At 35.5% G+C, this 18,031-nt stretch carries 21 protein-coding genes; 8 read left to right on the forward strand and 13 right to left on the reverse strand.

Going from position 1 to position 18,031, the window contains the following annotated elements; all coding sequences use genetic code 11:
- Positions 1-22 precede the first annotated feature (22 nt).
- The 4 genes from OK414_RS28475 (at position 23) to OK414_RS28490 (ending at position 3,852) form a co-directional block, all read left to right on the forward strand.
- Positions 23-2,440 carry a heavy metal translocating P-type ATPase gene (locus OK414_RS28475; RefSeq protein WP_205663173.1) on the forward strand — a complete coding sequence of 806 codons (2,418 nt, stop codon included), beginning with the start codon at positions 23-25 and terminating at the stop codon, positions 2,438-2,440.
- 14 nt (positions 2,441-2,454) lie between these two features.
- Positions 2,455-2,619 carry a hypothetical protein gene (locus OK414_RS28480; protein ID WP_205663174.1) on the forward strand — a complete coding sequence of 55 codons (165 nt, stop codon included), beginning with the start codon at positions 2,455-2,457 and terminating at the stop codon, positions 2,617-2,619.
- 2 nt (positions 2,620-2,621) lie between these two features.
- Positions 2,622-2,951 (forward strand): (2Fe-2S) ferredoxin domain-containing protein, encoded by a 330-nt coding sequence (locus OK414_RS28485; protein WP_205663176.1) that lies wholly within the window; start codon positions 2,622-2,624, stop codon positions 2,949-2,951.
- A gap of 334 nt (positions 2,952-3,285) precedes the next feature.
- Positions 3,286-3,852: a YdhK family protein gene (locus OK414_RS28490; RefSeq protein ID WP_205663178.1), complete on the forward strand. Its 567-nt coding sequence runs from the start codon at positions 3,286-3,288 to the stop codon at positions 3,850-3,852.
- A gap of 166 nt (positions 3,853-4,018) precedes the next feature.
- On the opposite strand, the gene OK414_RS28495 is transcribed toward OK414_RS28490, so the two are convergent.
- Positions 4,019-4,348: a four-helix bundle copper-binding protein gene (locus tag OK414_RS28495; protein WP_205663179.1), complete on the reverse strand. Its 330-nt coding sequence runs from the start codon at positions 4,346-4,348 to the stop codon at positions 4,019-4,021.
- Positions 4,349-5,074: 726 nt separating this feature from the next.
- On the opposite strand from OK414_RS28495, the gene OK414_RS28500 reads away from it, so the two are divergent.
- The 3 genes from OK414_RS28500 to OK414_RS28510 all read left to right on the forward strand — a co-directional run bounded on the left by OK414_RS28500 (position 5,075) and on the right by OK414_RS28510 (position 6,690).
- A complete protein-coding gene (locus tag OK414_RS28500) occupies positions 5,075-5,479 on the forward strand; it encodes a BlaI/MecI/CopY family transcriptional regulator (protein ID WP_205663181.1) in 405 nt (134 codons plus the stop codon).
- Positions 5,479-6,333, forward strand: a complete 855-nt coding sequence (locus tag OK414_RS28505; protein ID WP_234943569.1) for a M56 family metallopeptidase — start codon at positions 5,479-5,481, stop codon at positions 6,331-6,333. The genes OK414_RS28500 and OK414_RS28505 overlap by 1 nt, the downstream gene beginning before the upstream one ends.
- Positions 6,334-6,450: 117 nt before the next feature.
- Positions 6,451-6,690: a hypothetical protein gene (locus OK414_RS28510; RefSeq protein ID WP_234943560.1), complete on the forward strand. Its 240-nt coding sequence runs from the start codon at positions 6,451-6,453 to the stop codon at positions 6,688-6,690.
- A gap of 390 nt (positions 6,691-7,080) precedes the next feature.
- On the opposite strand, the gene OK414_RS28515 is transcribed toward OK414_RS28510, so the two are convergent.
- The 12 genes from OK414_RS28515 to OK414_RS28570 form a co-directional block, all read right to left on the reverse strand.
- Positions 7,081-7,365, reverse strand: coding sequence for an adhesin (locus tag OK414_RS28515; RefSeq protein ID WP_205663185.1), 285 nt, complete (start codon positions 7,363-7,365; stop codon positions 7,081-7,083).
- 34 nt (positions 7,366-7,399) lie between these two features.
- A complete protein-coding gene (locus OK414_RS28520; protein ID WP_205663186.1) occupies positions 7,400-7,828 on the reverse strand; it encodes a dual specificity protein phosphatase family protein in 429 nt (142 codons plus the stop codon).
- A 64-nt stretch (positions 7,829-7,892) separates the two neighbouring features.
- Complete coding sequence (arsA, locus tag OK414_RS28525) at positions 7,893-9,668, reverse strand: arsenical pump-driving ATPase (protein WP_205663188.1); 1,776 nt, start codon at positions 9,666-9,668, stop codon at positions 7,893-7,895.
- A 13-nt stretch (positions 9,669-9,681) separates the two neighbouring features.
- Positions 9,682-10,050 (reverse strand): arsenite efflux transporter metallochaperone ArsD, encoded by a 369-nt coding sequence (gene arsD / locus OK414_RS28530; RefSeq protein WP_205663190.1) that lies wholly within the window; start codon positions 10,048-10,050, stop codon positions 9,682-9,684.
- Positions 10,051-10,167: 117 nt separating this feature from the next.
- Complete coding sequence (arsC, locus tag OK414_RS28535; RefSeq protein ID WP_155008732.1) at positions 10,168-10,590, reverse strand: arsenate reductase (thioredoxin); 423 nt, start codon at positions 10,588-10,590, stop codon at positions 10,168-10,170.
- Positions 10,591-10,614: 24 nt separating this feature from the next.
- A complete protein-coding gene (locus OK414_RS28540) occupies positions 10,615-11,913 on the reverse strand; it encodes an arsenic transporter (protein ID WP_205663191.1) in 1,299 nt (432 codons plus the stop codon).
- Between the two features lie 15 nt (positions 11,914-11,928).
- Positions 11,929-12,279, reverse strand: a complete 351-nt coding sequence (locus OK414_RS28545) for an ArsR/SmtB family transcription factor (protein WP_205663193.1) — start codon at positions 12,277-12,279, stop codon at positions 11,929-11,931.
- 261 nt (positions 12,280-12,540) lie between these two features.
- Entirely contained in the window at positions 12,541-13,596 is a 1,056-nt protein-coding gene (gene arsB, locus OK414_RS28550; protein ID WP_205663195.1) for an ACR3 family arsenite efflux transporter, read from the reverse strand.
- A gap of 251 nt (positions 13,597-13,847) precedes the next feature.
- On the reverse strand, positions 13,848-15,089 hold the full coding sequence (locus OK414_RS28555) for an MFS transporter (RefSeq protein WP_205663196.1): 1,242 nt from the start codon (positions 15,087-15,089) through the stop codon (positions 13,848-13,850).
- Between the two features lie 28 nt (positions 15,090-15,117).
- Complete coding sequence (locus OK414_RS28560) at positions 15,118-15,324, reverse strand: hypothetical protein (protein WP_205663198.1); 207 nt, start codon at positions 15,322-15,324, stop codon at positions 15,118-15,120.
- Between the two features lie 65 nt (positions 15,325-15,389).
- On the reverse strand, positions 15,390-16,784 hold the full coding sequence (locus tag OK414_RS28565) for an FAD-dependent oxidoreductase (protein ID WP_205663200.1): 1,395 nt from the start codon (positions 16,782-16,784) through the stop codon (positions 15,390-15,392).
- 235 nt (positions 16,785-17,019) lie between these two features.
- Complete coding sequence (locus OK414_RS28570; RefSeq protein ID WP_275955585.1) at positions 17,020-17,340, reverse strand: ArsR/SmtB family transcription factor; 321 nt, start codon at positions 17,338-17,340, stop codon at positions 17,020-17,022.
- Positions 17,341-17,582: 242 nt separating this feature from the next.
- Here OK414_RS28570 and OK414_RS28575 point away from each other — a divergent pair, with 242 nt between their 5' ends.
- Positions 17,583-17,918 (forward strand): SPW repeat protein, encoded by a 336-nt coding sequence (locus OK414_RS28575; RefSeq protein WP_205663202.1) that lies wholly within the window; start codon positions 17,583-17,585, stop codon positions 17,916-17,918.
- Positions 17,919-18,031 lie beyond the last annotated feature (113 nt).

Here is an 18,031-nt window from a genome sequence, read left to right on the forward strand (position 1 = left end):
GGGTATAATAGGAGGTTATAAAATGAGCGAACAGCAAAAAGAAACCACTTTACAAATTAGTGGCATGACCTGTGCAGCTTGTGCAAACCGTATCGAAAAAGGATTAAAGAAAATTGATGGTGTTCAGGATGCTAACGTAAATTTTGCATTAGAAAGATCAACCATTGTTTATGATCCATCAAAAACAACTACTCAAGATTTTGAACAAAAAATTCAAAAATTAGGTTATGACATTGTAAATGAAAAAGATGAATTTAGTATTACAGGCATGACTTGCGCAGCTTGTGCAAACCGAATTGAAAAAGGCTTGAATAAATTAGAGGGAGTCTCAAAGGCCACAGTCAATTTCGCATTAGAAACAGCAACAGTAGAATATACCCCCTCCCAGGTAAGCACAACAGAAATGATTCAGCGAGTAGAAAAACTGGGATATGGAGCTATATTAAAGTCAGAAGAAAAAGAAGAAAATCTTAATCATCGAGAGAAAGAAATTGAAAAACAAAAAGGGAAGTTTTGGTTTTCACTTATTCTAAGTTTCCCTCTGTTATGGGCAATGGTTAGTCACTTTTCATTTACTTCGTTTATTCCACTACCCGCCATGTTAATGAACCCATGGGTTCAATTAACTCTAGCAACTCCAGTACAGTTTATTGTAGGTAAACAATTTTACGTAGGTGCTTTCAAAGCACTCCGTAATAAAAGCGCAAATATGGATGTTCTCGTCGCCCTGGGAACCAGTGCAGCATATTTCTATAGTTTATATGTTTCAATTAAATCAATAGGCTCAAACGCTCCTATGATTGAACTATATTATGAAACAAGTGCCGTATTACTCACACTTATTATATTAGGTAAATTATTTGAAGCAAATGCTAAGGGACGTTCTTCTGAGGCTATCAAAAAACTTATGGGTTTACAGGCAAAAACAGCAACTGTTTTACGAAATGGTGAGGAAGTTGAGATTCCCATTGAAGAAGTACAATCAGGAGATATTGTTTATGTAAAACCTGGTGAAAAGGTACCTGTGGATGGGGAAATTGTAGAAGGTCAATCAGCCTTAGATGAATCCATGTTAACAGGAGAAAGTGTTCCAGTAGACAAAACCATTGGAGATGCAGTCATTGGAGCAACAATCAATAAAAATGGATTTTTAAAAGTAAAAGCGACAAAAGTCGGAAGAGACACAGCTTTAGCACAAATTATTAAAGTAGTGGAAGAAGCTCAGGGTTCAAAAGCACCTATTCAACGATTAGCTGACCAAATTTCCGGCATATTTGTTCCAATTGTAGTTGGTATTGCAATTGTAACCTTTTTAATTTGGTATATCTGGGTTCAACCAGGTGATTTTGCTTTAGCACTAGAAAAATTAATTGCCGTATTAGTAATTGCTTGTCCATGTGCATTAGGGTTAGCAACTCCAACTTCTATTATGGCAGGATCAGGTCGTGCAGCAGAGTTTGGTATTTTATTTAAAGGTGGAGAACACTTAGAAACTACTCATAAAATCAATACCATTATCTTAGATAAAACAGGTACAGTCACAAACGGTACTCCTGAATTGACCGACGTATTTGTATCAAGTGGAATTGAAAATCAGGAGTTTTTAGAGTTAGTAGGTTCAGCTGAACGACAGTCTGAGCACCCTCTTGCTCAAGCAATTGTTGAAGGCATAAAGGTAAAAGGAATTAAGCTTGTTAGTCCTTCATCGTTTGAAGCTATTCCTGGTTTTGGGATTAAAGCTGTTGTAAATGAGAAAGAGTTATTAGTTGGAACACGTAAATTAATGAACCAGAATAATATCCAAATTGATAATGATTTAAAAAAAATGATTGAGTTAGAACGTGAAGGAAAAACAGCCATGCTGGTTGCTATTAATGGTCAATACGCAGGATTAATTGCTGTAGCTGATACCATCAAAGAAACTTCGAAAGAAGCTGTCACTCGATTAAAAGAGATGGGTTTAGAAGTCATTATGATTACGGGTGATAATAAGCAAACTGCCCAAGCAATTGCTCAGCAAGTAGGTATTGAACATGTCATTGCTGAGGTATTGCCTGAAGGAAAAGCTGAGGAAGTGAAAAAACTCCAACATCAAGGTAAAAAAGTAGCGATGGTTGGAGACGGCATTAATGATGCACCTGCTTTAGCATTAGCTGATATCGGAATGGCCATTGGTACCGGTACAGATGTGGCGATGGAGGCTGCTGATATTACCTTAATGCGTGGTGATTTAAACAGTATTGCTGATGCGATCTTTATGAGTAAAAAGACAATCCAAAATATTAAACAAAATTTATTTTGGGCATTTGGGTATAACACACTAGGTATACCGATTGCTGCGATTGGTTTATTAGCTCCTTGGTTAGCAGGCGCAGCAATGGCCTTTAGTTCTGTTTCTGTCGTTCTGAATGCACTAAGATTGCAAAGAGTGAAATTATAAAGGAGTGTAAGGAAATGAAAAAATGGATTGTTTCAGCTGTTTTATATCTCCTTATTGTTATAGCTGCTTATGCTATTTGGGCGAGTTTCAATGAGAGTCCAAAGAATGAACACCAAAATCATCAATCGATCTCTTATCCTACGCCGATTGAAAAAAGTTATAACATTAGGGTGCGATAGAGATGGATATGCAGGGAGTACAAAAACATGTGTTAATCTGTAATGGAAAAAGCTGCGTCAAGAATGGTGGAGAACAAGTCGCAGAAGCGATTCGTGATGAGATAAAGAAAAGTGGTTGTACTAAATTTATTCATACAACTAAGACGTTATGTAACGGTCAGTGTAAAAATGGAGCTATTACAATTCTGTATCCTGATGGTATCTGGTATAAAGAAATGGACGAAGACTCTGGAAGGAAGCTTATTAAAGAGATAAACACTCCCATTCCTTTAGAGCAAAAGATCCTATTGGACTATAAAAACCACCAATTTACTGAAAAGAAAACAGAATAGCAAAAAGAGTTTAGCTTTTCTTTAGCTAAACTCTTTTTCTATACAGCTAAGGTAACAAATTTTCACGAAAAAAGGAAGTCTAACAGAATAATCTAATTATCTTCAAACTTTCTCTACAGTTTCATGGTTTAAATATTAAGATTATCGTTCTTTTATTATGTTTCTAAAATTATTAGGTCATTCTATAAGGTGAAATTATTTAATTCTCACTAAAACTGCACAAAAACTGCACAAAATTTATTTATGCTAAAGAAATAAAGTAATAGGAAAGTTTCTCATTTATACCATTGTTTTATTAAAGAGCGAATTCTATTGCTCAGAAAGAGGGATGAAAATGAAAAAACAACTTTTTATTCTTGGAGTAGCAACAATTATAGGGCTGAGTGGTTGTGGAAATAATTCCAGCAATGATGATCAATCAAGTAATAAAAAGGAGTCAAATCAATCAGAGATGGATCACTCCAAGATGAATCATTCCGGTTCAAGCGAGGTTCCTGAAGGTTTACAAGAAGCGAAGAACCCAACATATAAGTTGGGAAGCGAAGCAACTATTAAAGCAGATCACATGAAAGGTATGAACGGTGCTAAAGCGACAATTGTTGGGGCTTATGATACTACAGTTTATACAGTTTCTTATACACCAACTACTGGTGGAGAAAAAGTAGCAAATCATAAATGGGTCATTCAAGAAGAAATTAAGGACGCTGATGATAAAACGTTAAAGCCAGGAACTGAAGTTACTCTAGAAGCAGATCACATGGAAGGTATGAAAGGCGCAAAAGCAACAATTGACTCAGCTGAAAAAACTACTGTATATATGGTTGATTACACACCAACTACTGGTGGAGAAAAGGTAACAAATCATAAATGGGTTACAGAAAATGAACTTTCTGCTAAATAAAGCAAGCCTAGAGATTATTCAATAATGCAATTAAAATATATTACGTAGGTAATACCTCTGAAACATATAGATTTCAGAGGTATTCTTTTCACCCTATATATTTTTAATTTAAAAATAAAAGGAGGAATAGCCATTTGCCATTTCTCCCTTTATAGGTAGCAATTTTTTAAGATGCTAATTTCCTACATTCTTCTGCGCATTTCAAACAAGCATCTGCGCACTTTTGACAGTGTTCATGGTCATGTTTTTTACACACGTTTCCACATGCTTCACAAATTTGAGCGCATGCCTGAGCTAATTCAGAGACAAAGGGTGTTCCTCTCCCTAAAGCTTGTTCCAAATACGCACAAATATCTGCGCACTCACGGTCAAGGCGAATACATTCAACCATCATATTTACATTTTCTTCTTTTAAACATGCATCATAACAATGATTACATGCAGTCATACATTCATGTAACGTTTGAATAACAAATTGATAGTTTTCATGTGACAAGTTAAAATTCCTCCTCTAAATTTGCGTTCTCTCTATTACAATAGACTAACATTCGGTTTATTAAACATAATAAGATATATTGTTATATCTTTTACATATTCATAAAATCTCATAGGGAGGTTATTTAGCTGACACTTGCCATAACACGGCATTCTCTGGCACAGTCTAAACACATTTGAGCACACATCTGTGATTGTTGATCAGAAAACCTTGAACATTCATAGGCACATGCCTTACAAGTATAAGCACAGAATTTGCAAGCGTTTCTCATAGACTTGCTGTTGCGCGATACTAATTGCGTACATAATATACAAATATCACAACAATCTCTAAGTAATTGGATTTGTTGAACTCTGGCATGTACATCAGGACTATGCAGAGAGAAATTTATTGTTTGTTCACACATTATCACGCAGTCTTGAAGTATTTTCATCATATTTTGAAACATATTTACATCCATCATGCTTTTTCCCCCTATTTGGTTCATTTAACACGATATTTTATGTAGATACTCTTCTCCATAGAATCCTATCAAAACGTTAGAGGGTCTAAAATTTGTTCTTCACCAAACCACGGAGGTAAAAACTCTAACAAAACAACCAATATACAAGCAATTTTCTGGTCAACTTAATCCCTTCTCTTCGAAATGTTGTTTCACATCTAAGTTTGTTTCTTTTATACTTTAAAACATAGAGATATGTAAATTGAAGGCGGTGAAAGTAACATATGAGTGAAAACCATAATGAATTACTATCAAATATCTTAGGACCTCTTGAATTAGAAGTAATGAAAGTTCTTTGGTCTAAGAAAGAAGCAACTGTTCAGGAAGTATTAGCAGATTTAAATAAACAAAATGAGTATGCTTACACCACAATCATGACGATTATGAATCGTTTAGATAAAAAGAGAATTCTTACACGTAATAAGGTAGGAAAGGGATATCAATATAAAGCTCGTTATAATCAGGATGAGCTTGTTCAACATACTTCATCTAAGAAGGTCGAACAACTTCTTGGAAACTATGGTGATGTTGCTATTGCACAGTTTGTCGATGCTGTTGGCCATAATCCAGATCAGCTAAATAAATTGAAACAACTTATTCAAAATTTAGAGAATGGGGAAGAATCGTGATGCAATTATCTCGTCAGTATAGCATTTACATTGCATTTCTAGTTAGTATTACAGGTTCCTTTTCTCTCTGTTTTTTCGCCTATCACCATAAAGGGGAAAGTTTTTGGGATGGTATGCTTATGTGTTGTAATAGTCATTCGTGGGAACAAGTATTCAAGGTATTGGTTATCTTACTAGCGGTCTTATGTATATTATTTATCGTTTATTTTGTGGGAATTGTTCAAAAGACAAAACAATTTCTTTCTACCCTAATCCCTTATAAAGTGAGAGGATTTTTTTCTCAAGAGATAGAAACATTTCAAAAAAAATATTCAATACAAATTCATATTATCAATGATAAACGACCTATAGCTTTTACCTATGGGTTTGTTTTTCCTCAAATTATTATAAGTACAGGGCTCCTTCAATTGTTAGATTCAGATGAGATAGAAGCTGTTTTAGAACATGAATATTGTCACTATAAAAATAAGGATCCTTTTAAATTGTCATTATATAAATGTTTAGCACGCCTATTCTTTTTCTTGCCCATAACTGAAAAAATATTGAAACGCTATGTCACTCAAAAAGAATTAGCTGCAGATGCTTTTGCAATTGAACAAGTTGGGCTAAAACCAGTTGCTTCAGCTCTATATAAATTAATGACATATTCTTCACCTCTATCTTTCTCAATAGCTCATTTTCAAAATAATGATCTCAAAGATGTTCGTATTGAATTTCTTTTGACAGGTACACATACCAGGGCTTCTCTGAGCAAAAAAGAATGGACAGTCTCGGTTCTACATCTTATTTTTATTACGCTGATAGCAGGATGTGTGTCATATTTGTGGCAAAATATATCTTCTATGATTTTATAATTACTACATAATTGTAGTAATGCATTGACTCCACTTTCACCATCTACTACAATTGTGTAGTAGATGGTGTGTTCTATAGACTCCATCTCTATTCCATGTAAGAAGGAGAGGAAAAACATGAAAATAAAAAAAACAGTTGCGGGTTTATCCTTTGTTGCCCTAATGGCAGTTGGAGGAACAGTTTTTGCAGCTAGTCCAGCAGATCATAAACCTATGAGTGAAAAAGATTGTATGGAAATGAGTAAGAAAGACTGTATGAAGATGATGAAAAATATGAGTGAAGAGGATTGTATGGAAATGATGAAAGGCATGAGTAAAAAAGATTGTATGAAAATGATGAAAGAGATGAAAAAATAAAGCTTTAGTGTAAGAAACCTATTATATCTAATATTAAAGTTATCATACTACTAATCTAAGACAAGAGAGCCAACTTTTAATGTTGGCTTTTTTATTTCATGTTAAATAACTTCCAATGGCGAAATTTCAACCATATTGAGAGGCTTTTTAATACTGTCTTGGTGTCATTTAATGATACTTTATCGAACATGGTTAGCATATGGATCATATACTTCTGTAAGCAATAAAATACTTACTGATAAAATTATTGTTCCTACTAATAACAACCCATTACTTACAATTTTGTTGTTCTTTTTACCTAAAAAGAGGCCAAAAGGTTTTATAAACTAATAAGAATACCAGGAATCAAAAAGAAAGGAGCCTGATTATAATGAATTCAGGCTCCTTTAATTAACAACAGCTATTATCCATTCCTACTAATACAAAGCCTGACCCCTGAGGACTTTCTTGTACATCAAGCGTAAGACCTTCAGTTGAAGTTAATACTGTGTTTTCAATCGCTACTTGAATACCGTTGATTTCTTGTACTGTATCATTTTCAGCTGGTACATCTAACGATAAACCTATTTGAGGACCACAACATCCAGCACCTTCAGAATAGAAACGGATACCTTTTGCACCTTGTTTTGCGAATACGTCATCTAACATTTTTTTTGCTTCATTTGTGATATTCATGAAATCTCTCCCTCTCTTTACCTTTGTTTACGGTTTAAGCTTCTGGAAATAGACGTTGAAGTGAAGCTTTCATTTCTGGTTTTACGTTAATTTTAGCACGAGCTGCTTTGGCTTTCTCTTCTGCCTCTGCAATTGTATCTACTTCGCCTAGTGCTAGTAGTGTTCCAATTGCAACCGTACCTGTACGATTACTTCCTCCTGCACAATGGAAGTAAATCTTTTTTCCCTCTTCATACGATTTTACGACTTCATTAATTGCATTTTGAATAGACTCATCTTGGTTTTCTGCATCATCCACAATTGGTGTATGAACGCGTACTTCTGGAGCATCGTGTTCTAATGCTTCTGCACGTAAGTCATAAATGACATCTGCTTTATCATTTTCCATCATTTCTTTTACATCGGATGCTCCACCGATGAAAATACGATCGTCAATTAATGCTTGATAATTCTTGTTGCTCATTTTTTACACCTCTATAATTTATAATGTTTAGATTATCATTGAAACGTACTATCTTCTATGTTTACTATTGTTGACTATATTCTTTTACCTTCTCATAACCAATTTTCTCTTCTGGTTGCCATGGAATAATCGCACAATTAGAAGTTAGTTCTTCACTTACTTTTTTAATCCATGCTGCTTCAGCTTGAGCTCTTCCTTTTAAGACAGGATCTACTGTGTCAGTCGCATATAAACTCTGATTAACCACCCACCATTTCGGGGTAATTTCAGCTCTTTTCAAGTCTACTTGAAGACGACTTGCTTCTAATACAGGTGTAGCCTCAGCAAGTGTAACAATAACCACACTGGTTTCTTTTGGGTTACGTAAGCGTGGTAATAGTTTTTTGACGCTTTCAGGAACTTCACCGGTTGAACGTTCTAATTCCTTATGATAAGACTGTGTAGCATCAAGTAAGAGCAACGTATGACCTGTTGGTGCTGTATCAATGACCACAATTTCATCATCTGATTTAGCTACAACATCGGCAAATGCACGAAATACAGCAATTTCTTCCGTACATGGAGAATTCAAATCTTCTTGAATGTACGCAATTCCATCTTCATCAAGTTCCTCACTTGCCTTTGACAATACTTCGTTTTTATAAGCTTCTACTTCAGCCTTAGGATCAATTCGACTAATACTCAATAGCTCCTGGGCTTCACTGTTACTAAAGACAAAATCTAAATGTGCCGCAGGATCTGTCGTCGTTAAATGAACACGATGACCTTTTTCAACTAGTCCTACTGCAATCGCAGATGCTACCGTTGTTTTCCCAACGCCACCTTTACCCATCGTAAAAATGACTTTGGTTCCATTTGAAGAGAAATCTTCTACCACATTTTTAAATACAGAAAGATTTTGTTGAGACAAGTCTACATCTTTTATTTCTGTTGCTGGTAACGTATACGATTTAAATAAATGGCGAAGAGGAGAAATTCCTGTTAAAGGATAAGATACGTAAGGTACTGAATACATAACCATTTGTTTTAGTTCTTTAGGCATTCTCTTTAAGGCCTCTTGTTGTCGATTATAGAAAGCCGTTGAAATTTTATCCTCTTTTACATGTTGCTTCATTAAGCCATTTACAAGTAAGTTTTGATTTGAAATACCAATCTCTTTTAATTCCTTTGAAGCTCGATTCGCTTCTTCTAGGGAAGAAACATCAGGACGTGCTACTAACATTAGAGTTGTTTGCTCTGGGTTTGATAAAGCCTCTACCGTTTTAGCGTACAAACCTTTCTTTTCGTCTAGTCCTGATAAAGGCCCTAAACAAGAAGCTCCGTGTGTGCTTTCCTCCAAAAAACCTGTCCAGGCAGTTGGCAACTGTAATAAACGTAGGGTATGCCCTGTTGGGGCTGTATCAAACAGAATGTAATCAAATTGATTAACCATCTCTTCATTTGCTAATAAGTTCGTGAATTCATCAAATGCAGCAATCTCTACTGTACAAGCTCCAGACAATTGTTCCTCCATAGTAGAAACAACAGAATCAGGAAGCTTTCCACGATAAGGTCCTACTACTTTGTCACGGTATGTTTTTGCTGCTTCTTCAGGATCTAAGTTACAAGCGTATAGATTCCTTACATTTGGTATTTCAATTGGTTCGTTTGTCAGTTCCACTTCGAATACGTCTTGTAAATTTGAAGCAGGATCTGTACTGACAATAAGTACTTTGTTGCCTTTATCTGCTAGTGATACAGCTACTGCACATGCTGTCGATGTTTTTCCAACACCACCTTTACCTGTGAAGAATAAGAAAGGTGTCTGAACAATTTTTTCGGGTTGAAAAGGTTGAAACATCTCTTTTGCCTCCCTATTTCAGATTGTTTATATTTAATTTAATTGGCGTGCGTGGCTTTTCGCCAATTAACTCCTCTGCTTTAACATCGAACCATTTAGCCAACTCTTCATTAGTAGGATAGCTCCCTACTTTTTCAACTACTCCATTCACTAGTACCACTGGTAATGCATCAGGGCCTTTGCTCATAAGAATTTTGTTTACTTCTGCTTGATCAACAAACTTATCCGGCTCGCTGGTTAAGTTATAACGTGTAATATCAAAGCCTTTCTTTTTCAAAGCAAATACAGCAGAAGCTACTCTCGTTAGCTCTGGATCTACACTTGGACCACAAACACCTGTTGAACAACACATAGCAGGATCAAAAATCTCTACTTTCTTCATATTGTCATCCCCTTTTAGTAAAATACAATACCTTAACAACAACTTATAATAATATACTTATATAAAGGGTAAAGAGTAAGCCGAGAGTTATTTTCCCGGCTTATTTGATTTTTATTATTACTTACCTGTTTCAGCGAAACGGTTAATGCGCTCACCGATTTCATCACGTACACGTTGGAAGAATGCCCACTTTTCTTCATCTGTTCCTTCTGCTTTTGCTGGGTCATCAAAGCCCCAGTGTTCACGTTTCACATGAGGTGGTGTCATTGGACATTTATCAGCTGCATCTCCACATAATGTAACAACTAAATCTGCATTATTTAAGATTTCAGGATCGATAATATCTGATGTTTGATTCGAAATATCAATACCAGCTTCTTTCATTGCTTTTACAGCATTCGGGTTTAAACCATGTGCTTCAATCCCTGCACTATATACATTCCACTCATCACTATTTAAATGTTTTTTTGCCCAACCTTCTGCCATTTGACTACGGCAAGAGTTACCTGTACATAAGAAATAAAGTGTTTTTTTAGACATGTGTAAAATCTCCTTTATGATGTGTTATGAAATAATTAGTAACCAAATATATAAACCAACAAGCGTAATAAACAATGTTGGGATGGTTAAGATAATACCTGTTTTAAAGTACGTTCCCCATGAAATTTTCACACCTTTGGTTGACAGAACATGAAGCCATAAAAGCGTCGCAAGAGAACCGATTGGTGTAATCTTTGGACCTAAATCTGATCCAATAACATTTGCGTAAATAAGTGCTTCTTTAATCGTTCCTGTTGCATGTGTCGCATCAATCGCAAGGGCATCAATCATAACAGTTGGCATATTATTCATAATTGATGAAAGAATAGCTGCGATGAATCCCATACCGATAGTGGCTGCAAATAATCCATGATCGGCTGTTGCTCGAATAACATCGGCTAGTACTTCTGTTAGACCAACATTACGTAGGCCATAAACGACTACATACATACCAATAGAGAAGAAAACGATAGCCCAAGGCGCGCCTTTTAATACTGTTTTCGTTTCCACTGCTGGACTTTGTCTTGCTAATCCTAAGAAGAAAATAGCAATAATTCCTGCAATAATGGAAACTGGAATATCAAAGAATTCACCTACAAAATAGCCAAGGACTAAAACAATTAGTACAATTCCTGACAACTTGAACATTTTTTCATCTTTAATTGCCTCAACTGGTTTTGGTAGATCAGCTACATTGTACTTTTTTGGAATACTTTTTCGGAAATATAGATACAAGACGACTATACTTGCGAAAAGTGCGAATAAATCTGGAACAATCATGCGTGAAGCAAATTCAGAAAATCGAATACCAAAGAAGTCAGCTGATACGATATTTACTAAGTTACTTACCACAAGTGGTAACGACGTTGTATCCGCAATAAATCCACTTGCAATAATAAATGGAAAGACCATTTTATCTTCAAATTTTAACGCTCGTACCATTGCAAGTACGATAGGTGTTAAAATTAAGGCTGCCCCATCATTGGCAAATAAGGCTGCCACAACGGCTCCAAGTAGCGAAACATATACAAACATACGAACACCATTGCCACCTGCAGCTCTTGCCATATGCAACGCTGCCCATTCAAAGAAACCAATTTCGTCTAAAATTAAGGAAATAATAATAACTGCGATAAATGTGAGGGTCGCATTCCATACAATGCCTGTTACATCCAGAACATCGTGGAAATCAACGACTCCTGCTAATAAAGCAAGAACTGCTCCTCCACAGGCTGACCAACCGATAGATAAGTTTTTCGGCTGCCAAATAACAAAAACTAATGTCACTAAAAAGATCAGTGATGCTAGGACAACTGATGTCAATTTTTAAACCTCCAATTACTCACAACAACTAATACGTAGTCCTTGTTTTTCTAACTCTTTTAAGCGTTCATCTTGACTTGGTACTGATTCAAGTATGCTAAGAACAAACTCATAATACTTACTTTCTTTGTTAAGGGAATAAAAGATCCATTGTCCTTTTCGTCTTTCCTTAACTAGTTCCACATCTTTTAATTTTCTTAAATGCTGACTAATTGCCGGCTGGCTAGCTTGATAAATGTCAACAAACTCACAGACACAACATTCATTGTTCTCAATTAACTTCATCATAGAAAGCCTAGTCTTATCGCCTAGTAGCTTTAAAATCTGAGCTGCTTTTTCAACTTCAACTATAGTTTTTACACTCATTCATCGACACCTCCTGATACGTTAAATACATATATAATAATTTGCTTATGTGTTTATGTTATTAATATAATCGTTTTCTTATATATTTTCAACCGTTTTGTTTAAATAAATTTGAAAAAACAAATCTATTTTATAACTACATCATAAGATGCCTATATTTTGTTTTTATTATGTAAGTAGCACCTTATAAAAAAGCCTGGATATATGAATGTATAAAAAACAGGAATCGGAAAGAATCCCTCCGATTCCTTTATTTATTATCTATCTTTCTTGAGGTTGAAAATATCTCTTTTTTAACCAAAACGCTGCATTTACAAGGGCAATGAGTGCCGGAACTTCTACAAGAGGTCCAATTACAGCTGCAAATGCGGCTCCTGAATTAATCCCAAATACCCCAACTGCTACAGCAATGGCCAACTCAAAGTTATTGCCTGACGCAGTAAACGAAAGAGAAGTTGTAACAGAATAACTTGCTCCTGCCCTTTTTCCTAAATAAAAAGAAACAAAAAACATCAAGACAAAGTAAATCAAAAGTGGAATAGCAATACGTACAACATCAAGAGGTAATTGAATAATCATATCTCCTTTTAACGAAAACATAACAATAATCGTAAATAGGAGTGCAATAAGAGTCAAAGGACTAATTTTAGGTACGAGTACACGTTCATACCATTCTTTCCCTTTGATGCCGATAAAGATAAATCGAGTCAATATACCAGCTAAAAAAGGGATTCCCAAGTAAATGAGAACACTCTTTGCAATCTCACCCATCGTAATATCAATCACAAAGCTTTCAAGTCCCAACCATTTTGGAATAAGCGTAACGAACAAATACGCATAAACAGAGTAGAAAAAGACTTGAAAAATGGAATTAAGAGCGACTAAACCAGCAGCATATTCGCGATCCCCTTTCGCAAGGTCATTCCATACAATAACCATGGCGATACAACGTGCTAGTCCAATTAAAATCAAACCAATCATGTACTCTGGTACATCTCTAAGAAAGACAATCGCAAGTAGAAACATGAGAATAGGGCCAATAATCCAGTTTTGCAAAAGTGAAATTCCTAATACTTTTTTGTCTTTAAACACATGTCCCATATTTTCGTATCGTACTTTTGCTAATGGTGGGTACATCATCAAAATTAATCCGATTGCTAAAGGAATGGATGTTGTACCTACCTGAAAGTGATTCAGTCCATCTACGAAGCTGGGAAAAACATAACCTAAACCAATTCCTATAAACATAGCTACAAAAATCCATACAGTTAAATACCGATCTAAAAATGACAGTTGTTTACTCAATTGTTGATTCATTCCTTGCTCCAACTCCTTTTCAATTTTAGATCCACAGCCTCTACAACCTCCTTTCATTGTTGTACAATCATATAGTTATTCACTTATATATTGAGAAATGTATCTATTTATGAATTTTTAAAAATAAACTATACAATTAGATAGCTGCTATATGATCCTTACTAAAAAATCCAACGTGAAAAAGCCACTTCCTTTCTGTAAAGAAGTAGCTTTCATTCGTTATATAAATAAGACTTTTTTGGACTTTACACTCACATGGATCTGCTGAAAATTTGTTTTTTTTCTAGGTGAATCTTTGTCCATCCAATAGCTAATACACCAAAAATGACTGATCCTCCCCAATATAGATAAGCGAAGCCATTCTGAATTTCAATCAGCATGTAACTAATAAAGGGACCGAGTGCGGCTCCTATATCTTGAGCGATAGAATAGACCGTAAGAAAGGATATAATATTCGATGTTTTTGCTATATCAGATGCTAAAGCATCCGTAAGAGTTGTAATAGATGTAGCTCCTATCATGACGATCAGCATAATAACAACCCAAATGATTAGTGGTATATCACTAGCAATCATCCCAAACGCGAAACTACTAACAATAAGCGAAAGGATATAAAGAGGAATTCTTCCAGATGGTCCATCTGACCAATGTCCAAAGAGACTACCGAAGAAGGGTTCCCAGGCCCAACGAACAGCCTGTAATAGCCCTGAAAAGAACGTAACACTAATAATCAATCCGAATAATGTGATTTTCTCCCCATATGAATGCTCAAGAATAGCACTAACAGTCGATGTTAAAACCCCTTGAATTAACATCGTAATCAGAAATCCACTAATAATAATAATGATTTTATGTTTTAAGATCTTATGTATGGAAACATTGGTATTAGCTCTTTGAACAGCCTCAGTCTGTTGATTAGATTTAACTCGAAGAGAATAAAAAACTAAAGGTAGCCCTATAAAAGATAGACACCCAAAAAGGATAGAAACAAATTGCAATCCTACTATAGGTACTAGAATTCCCCCAAGTAACATACCAAATAGGCTTCCTGTGCGATATAGACCGTTATATAGCCCCATTGCTTTTCCACGAGTGGAGTCATTTGAATAATAGACAACTGTCGATAATCCTCCGATTCGAAAGAAAGACCAAGCAATTCCCCATAGCCCTCGTAGAATAATCCAAGCAATAAACCCTTTAGCCATCCCATATCCTAACGTTGTCACGCTTCCAAGTACAACTGCAATAATAAGGCCTGTCCGTAAAGATATTTTCTGGTATAACCATCCTATGAAAGGATTGAAAGGCAAACGAATAAATCGATTAACGGATAAAAGGATACCAACCTGCCAAAGGGAGTCAAGCCCTGCCACTTTCCAATAAACAGGTAATACAATATAGAGCATGGAGTCACCTAGAAGACTAAGTGCCGTTATAATAGCAACAAGAACAATCACGTTTGACGAAGAAGATTTAGATCTTGCAGTAAACATACAATTACCACCTTCTTTAAGAAAAAGCTTATTTTTTTTGATGTTTTAGTTCATCGTAAGCTAGAAGAAAATTTTGATATGTTATATGTCCCATGCTATCACATTGTGATCCAAATAATCGCTGAAAAGTTAGTTCCCTTGCCTGTTCAGCTGTATATTCATATGCGTTCATAAACAGTTTCATGTAGGATACAAAATACTCCTTACTCAACCTTCCTGAATGATTAATTGTCATTCTTATGTCCTCCTTTATATAAAAAGGGAGTAAGCAAAATGATTACTCCCTTTCTAAAACACTATTTAACAACCACAGTTCGAACTGTTACTATCCGTACTGCATGAGCTTTCTTGCTGTAAATTCACGCTACAAACCCCAGTCTCGGGTAGATCTAGCTCTACTCTCTTAGCTGCTTCGTAATCCCCAGCAAGATGAGCAGCAATTGATCGCACTTGTTCATAGCCAGTTGCCATTAAAAATGTTGGTGCACGCCCATAACTTTTAGCTCCTACAATATAAAAATCCTTTTCAGGTTGTCGAAGTTCTTCTTCTCCATGTGCGCGAACAGTACCACAACTATGCAGATTTGGATCAATTAGAGGAGATAATTTTTCTACACTCTCTGTAATCGAATCAATGGCTGTACGTAATTCACTGATAATCGTAAAGTCTGGGCGATTGCCGGCATTTACAATCATTTCATCAATACCTGTCAGAAGTTCTTCTTCTCCTTTATGCTTTCCTATAATATCTATATGGTTATTGAATTCCTTCACATATTGAATCTTATAAGGTGTTACTACCTTTACTTTTCCTGTATCTACAAGGTCGTGAATCCGACTTCCAAGAGCTCCCCTTTCTGCAAGAGCATCTTTTTCTTCCCCACCATATGCTTCTTCTACTTTTTGTTTTCTCATAATCCAAATGATATCTGTTTGTGGATGAGTTTCCTGCAATTGAGCTAATTCTAATAAAGTATTAATAGCTGAATGACCACTTCCTACAACTGCTACACGTTTATCTGCATATCGAGATCTATCCGTTTCTAACACATTTGGAATGCCGTAAAAGATGTGGTCTTGAAGGGACCGTTCTCCTTTTAGCCAGACACCACCTGAATTAGCAGGATTCGGGTTACCCCAGGTACCAGAAGCATCTAAGATCGCTCTAGCTTCGTATGTTTGAAGTTCACCATCTTTTACTGCATAAATTAAGAAAGGTTTATTTTCACGACCAGCCGTTTTCATCTTATCTGTTTCTTCTCGCGTAATGGAAAGAACCTTCGTGTTAACATGCACGTGTGGCTTTATTTCTGGAATGTTTGCTAATGGCTCTAAATAGCCTTCTACAAGCTCTTTTCCTGTAGGTAATGTTTCTAATTCAGGAGATCTCCAGCCATTTTGTTCTAAAAGAGCGTGTGCTGCTTTATCAATGTTGTAACGCCAAGATGAGAATAAGCGAACATGCTCCCATGTTAAAATATTGGCCCCTACCTGTGAACCTGCTTCTAACAAAATGAATGATTGACCTTGTTTAGTTAGGTGTGCTGCTGCTGCAAGTCCAATCGGTCCTCCCCCAATAATGGCTACAGGTAAATGTTTATGCTTTGTTTCTTCCACCTGCGTAGTAATTGGTTCAAATTTAATCTCTGGTGAGCAACAAGATGTTGTATTTAACGGAATTTTAATAGGTTTCATAAGAATTCTCCTCATTTCTACATGATAAATTGTTCTTTCCTTAATCTTAAATCAAAAAAAATTGATTTATTAGGTGTGAAAACAGAATTGATTTTCTTTATTTCCTGCCTTGGTTCTTAGCATATCAATCCCTTTCCCCTTCGCATTTACATTGCCTCTATTTTAGGAGCTAAAGTCATCGCATCAAAAAAAGTTGATGTAATGACTAAAAAATTATATGAGCTTTAAAAGCTCGTTATGACATTGGTCGGAAGATGCAGCATAATTGTTCGGATAGCAGTGCATCTACTTCCTCTTTATTAATACTGTAATAATTCCATGTTCCTTTTTTTGTTTTATTAAGTAAGTTTGCATCTAATAAGATTTTTAGATGGTAAGAAAGTTTAGACTGAGAAAGACTAAAGAAATCCGTCATATCGCAAACACACATTTCCCCACTTTGGCATAACTCATAGAGAATGTGTAATCTTTTCTCATCTGCTAATGCTTTGAACTTTTTTTCATATATAGAAAATGAATTACTCATTACTTCGTTATATAAAGGTAACTGTTTCATAAAACTCTCCTTACATCAATTTTTTTTGATGTTTTCAGTATACCCACATTTTCGTCTTTTTACAACTGATAAATCAAAAAAAATTGATGTATTTATTTCCTCTTTAATTTTCTTCAAATTTTGTTAAAGAAAAAGCTCCTAAAAACGTCTTTAAGCTTATTTTAGTTAATCTTACTACTCTCTAAACATATAATTCCCTATTGGATCATTAAAGATTTTCTAAGCTTTGAGGAGGGATAATTGTGAAAACAAGAGGGATTTTAAATGCATTAATAGGTGCCTGGTTTATTATCGCACCTTGGGTGATTGACTCTTCAGATCAAGCAGGAGCTTTTTGGTCAAGTATAATTTTTGGAATCATTCAGCTTATCGCTTCATTGTGGGGATATGACAAACCTGGTTGGAATTCGTGGCTTAACTGGATTTCTGTGATTACCGGTGCCTGGTTTGTAATTTCTCCATTTATCTACTCATTAACAAATGAAGAGTTTGGGCCAAGCGTAATTCTTGGTTTAATTACGATTATATTTAGCTTATGGAACTTAGGATCTAATTCAGAATCAAAATCTGTAAGTTAAAACTAAAAAAATTACATCAGAACTGTCAAAAGAGATAGCCTATAAGGGAAACTTAATCATGGGAGAACTCTTGGTAAACAAGGGTTCCCTTTTGTCATATTTCCATAAAGAGG

The organism is Priestia sp. JV24, assembly GCF_025910025.1.
In the GTDB taxonomy this organism is placed as follows: Bacteria; Bacillota; Bacilli; order Bacillales; family Bacillaceae_H; genus Priestia; species Priestia megaterium.

What these genes read in the sequence shown, in the direction of transcription:
- arsD (WP_205663190.1), bottom strand. Translation starts at nt 10,050, where the DNA reads ATGAAGAAAGTAGAGATTTTTGATCCTGCTATGTGTTGTTCAACAGGT.
- OK414_RS28520 (WP_205663186.1), bottom strand. Translation starts at nt 7,828, where the DNA reads ATGAGCAACAAGAATTATCAAGCATTAATTGACGATCGTATTTTCATC.
- OK414_RS28490 (WP_205663178.1), top strand. Translation starts at nt 3,286, where the DNA reads ATGAAAAAACAACTTTTTATTCTTGGAGTAGCAACAATTATAGGGCTG.
- OK414_RS28475 (WP_205663173.1), top strand. Translation starts at nt 23, where the DNA reads ATGAGCGAACAGCAAAAAGAAACCACTTTACAAATTAGTGGCATGACC.
- arsB (WP_205663195.1), bottom strand. Translation starts at nt 13,596, where the DNA reads ATGAATCAACAATTGAGTAAACAACTGTCATTTTTAGATCGGTATTTA.
- OK414_RS28545 (WP_205663193.1), bottom strand. Translation starts at nt 12,279, where the DNA reads ATGAGTGTAAAAACTATAGTTGAAGTTGAAAAAGCAGCTCAGATTTTA.
- OK414_RS28510 (WP_234943560.1), top strand. Translation starts at nt 6,451, where the DNA reads ATGAAAATAAAAAAAACAGTTGCGGGTTTATCCTTTGTTGCCCTAATG.
- OK414_RS28515 (WP_205663185.1), bottom strand. Translation starts at nt 7,365, where the DNA reads ATGAATATCACAAATGAAGCAAAAAAAATGTTAGATGACGTATTCGCA.
- OK414_RS28485 (WP_205663176.1), top strand. Translation starts at nt 2,622, where the DNA reads ATGGATATGCAGGGAGTACAAAAACATGTGTTAATCTGTAATGGAAAA.
- arsC (WP_155008732.1), bottom strand. Translation starts at nt 10,590, where the DNA reads ATGTCTAAAAAAACACTTTATTTCTTATGTACAGGTAACTCTTGCCGT.
- OK414_RS28565 (WP_205663200.1), bottom strand. Translation starts at nt 16,784, where the DNA reads ATGAAACCTATTAAAATTCCGTTAAATACAACATCTTGTTGCTCACCA.
- arsA (WP_205663188.1), bottom strand. Translation starts at nt 9,668, where the DNA reads ATGTTTCAACCTTTTCAACCCGAAAAAATTGTTCAGACACCTTTCTTA.
- OK414_RS28500 (WP_205663181.1), top strand. Translation starts at nt 5,075, where the DNA reads ATGAGTGAAAACCATAATGAATTACTATCAAATATCTTAGGACCTCTT.
- OK414_RS28555 (WP_205663196.1), bottom strand. Translation starts at nt 15,089, where the DNA reads ATGTTTACTGCAAGATCTAAATCTTCTTCGTCAAACGTGATTGTTCTT.
- OK414_RS28505 (WP_234943569.1), top strand. Translation starts at nt 5,479, where the DNA reads ATGCAATTATCTCGTCAGTATAGCATTTACATTGCATTTCTAGTTAGT.
- OK414_RS28480 (WP_205663174.1), top strand. Translation starts at nt 2,455, where the DNA reads ATGAAAAAATGGATTGTTTCAGCTGTTTTATATCTCCTTATTGTTATA.
- OK414_RS28560 (WP_205663198.1), bottom strand. Translation starts at nt 15,324, where the DNA reads ATGACAATTAATCATTCAGGAAGGTTGAGTAAGGAGTATTTTGTATCC.
- OK414_RS28570 (WP_275955585.1), bottom strand. Translation starts at nt 17,340, where the DNA reads ATGAAACAGTTACCTTTATATAACGAAGTAATGAGTAATTCATTTTCT.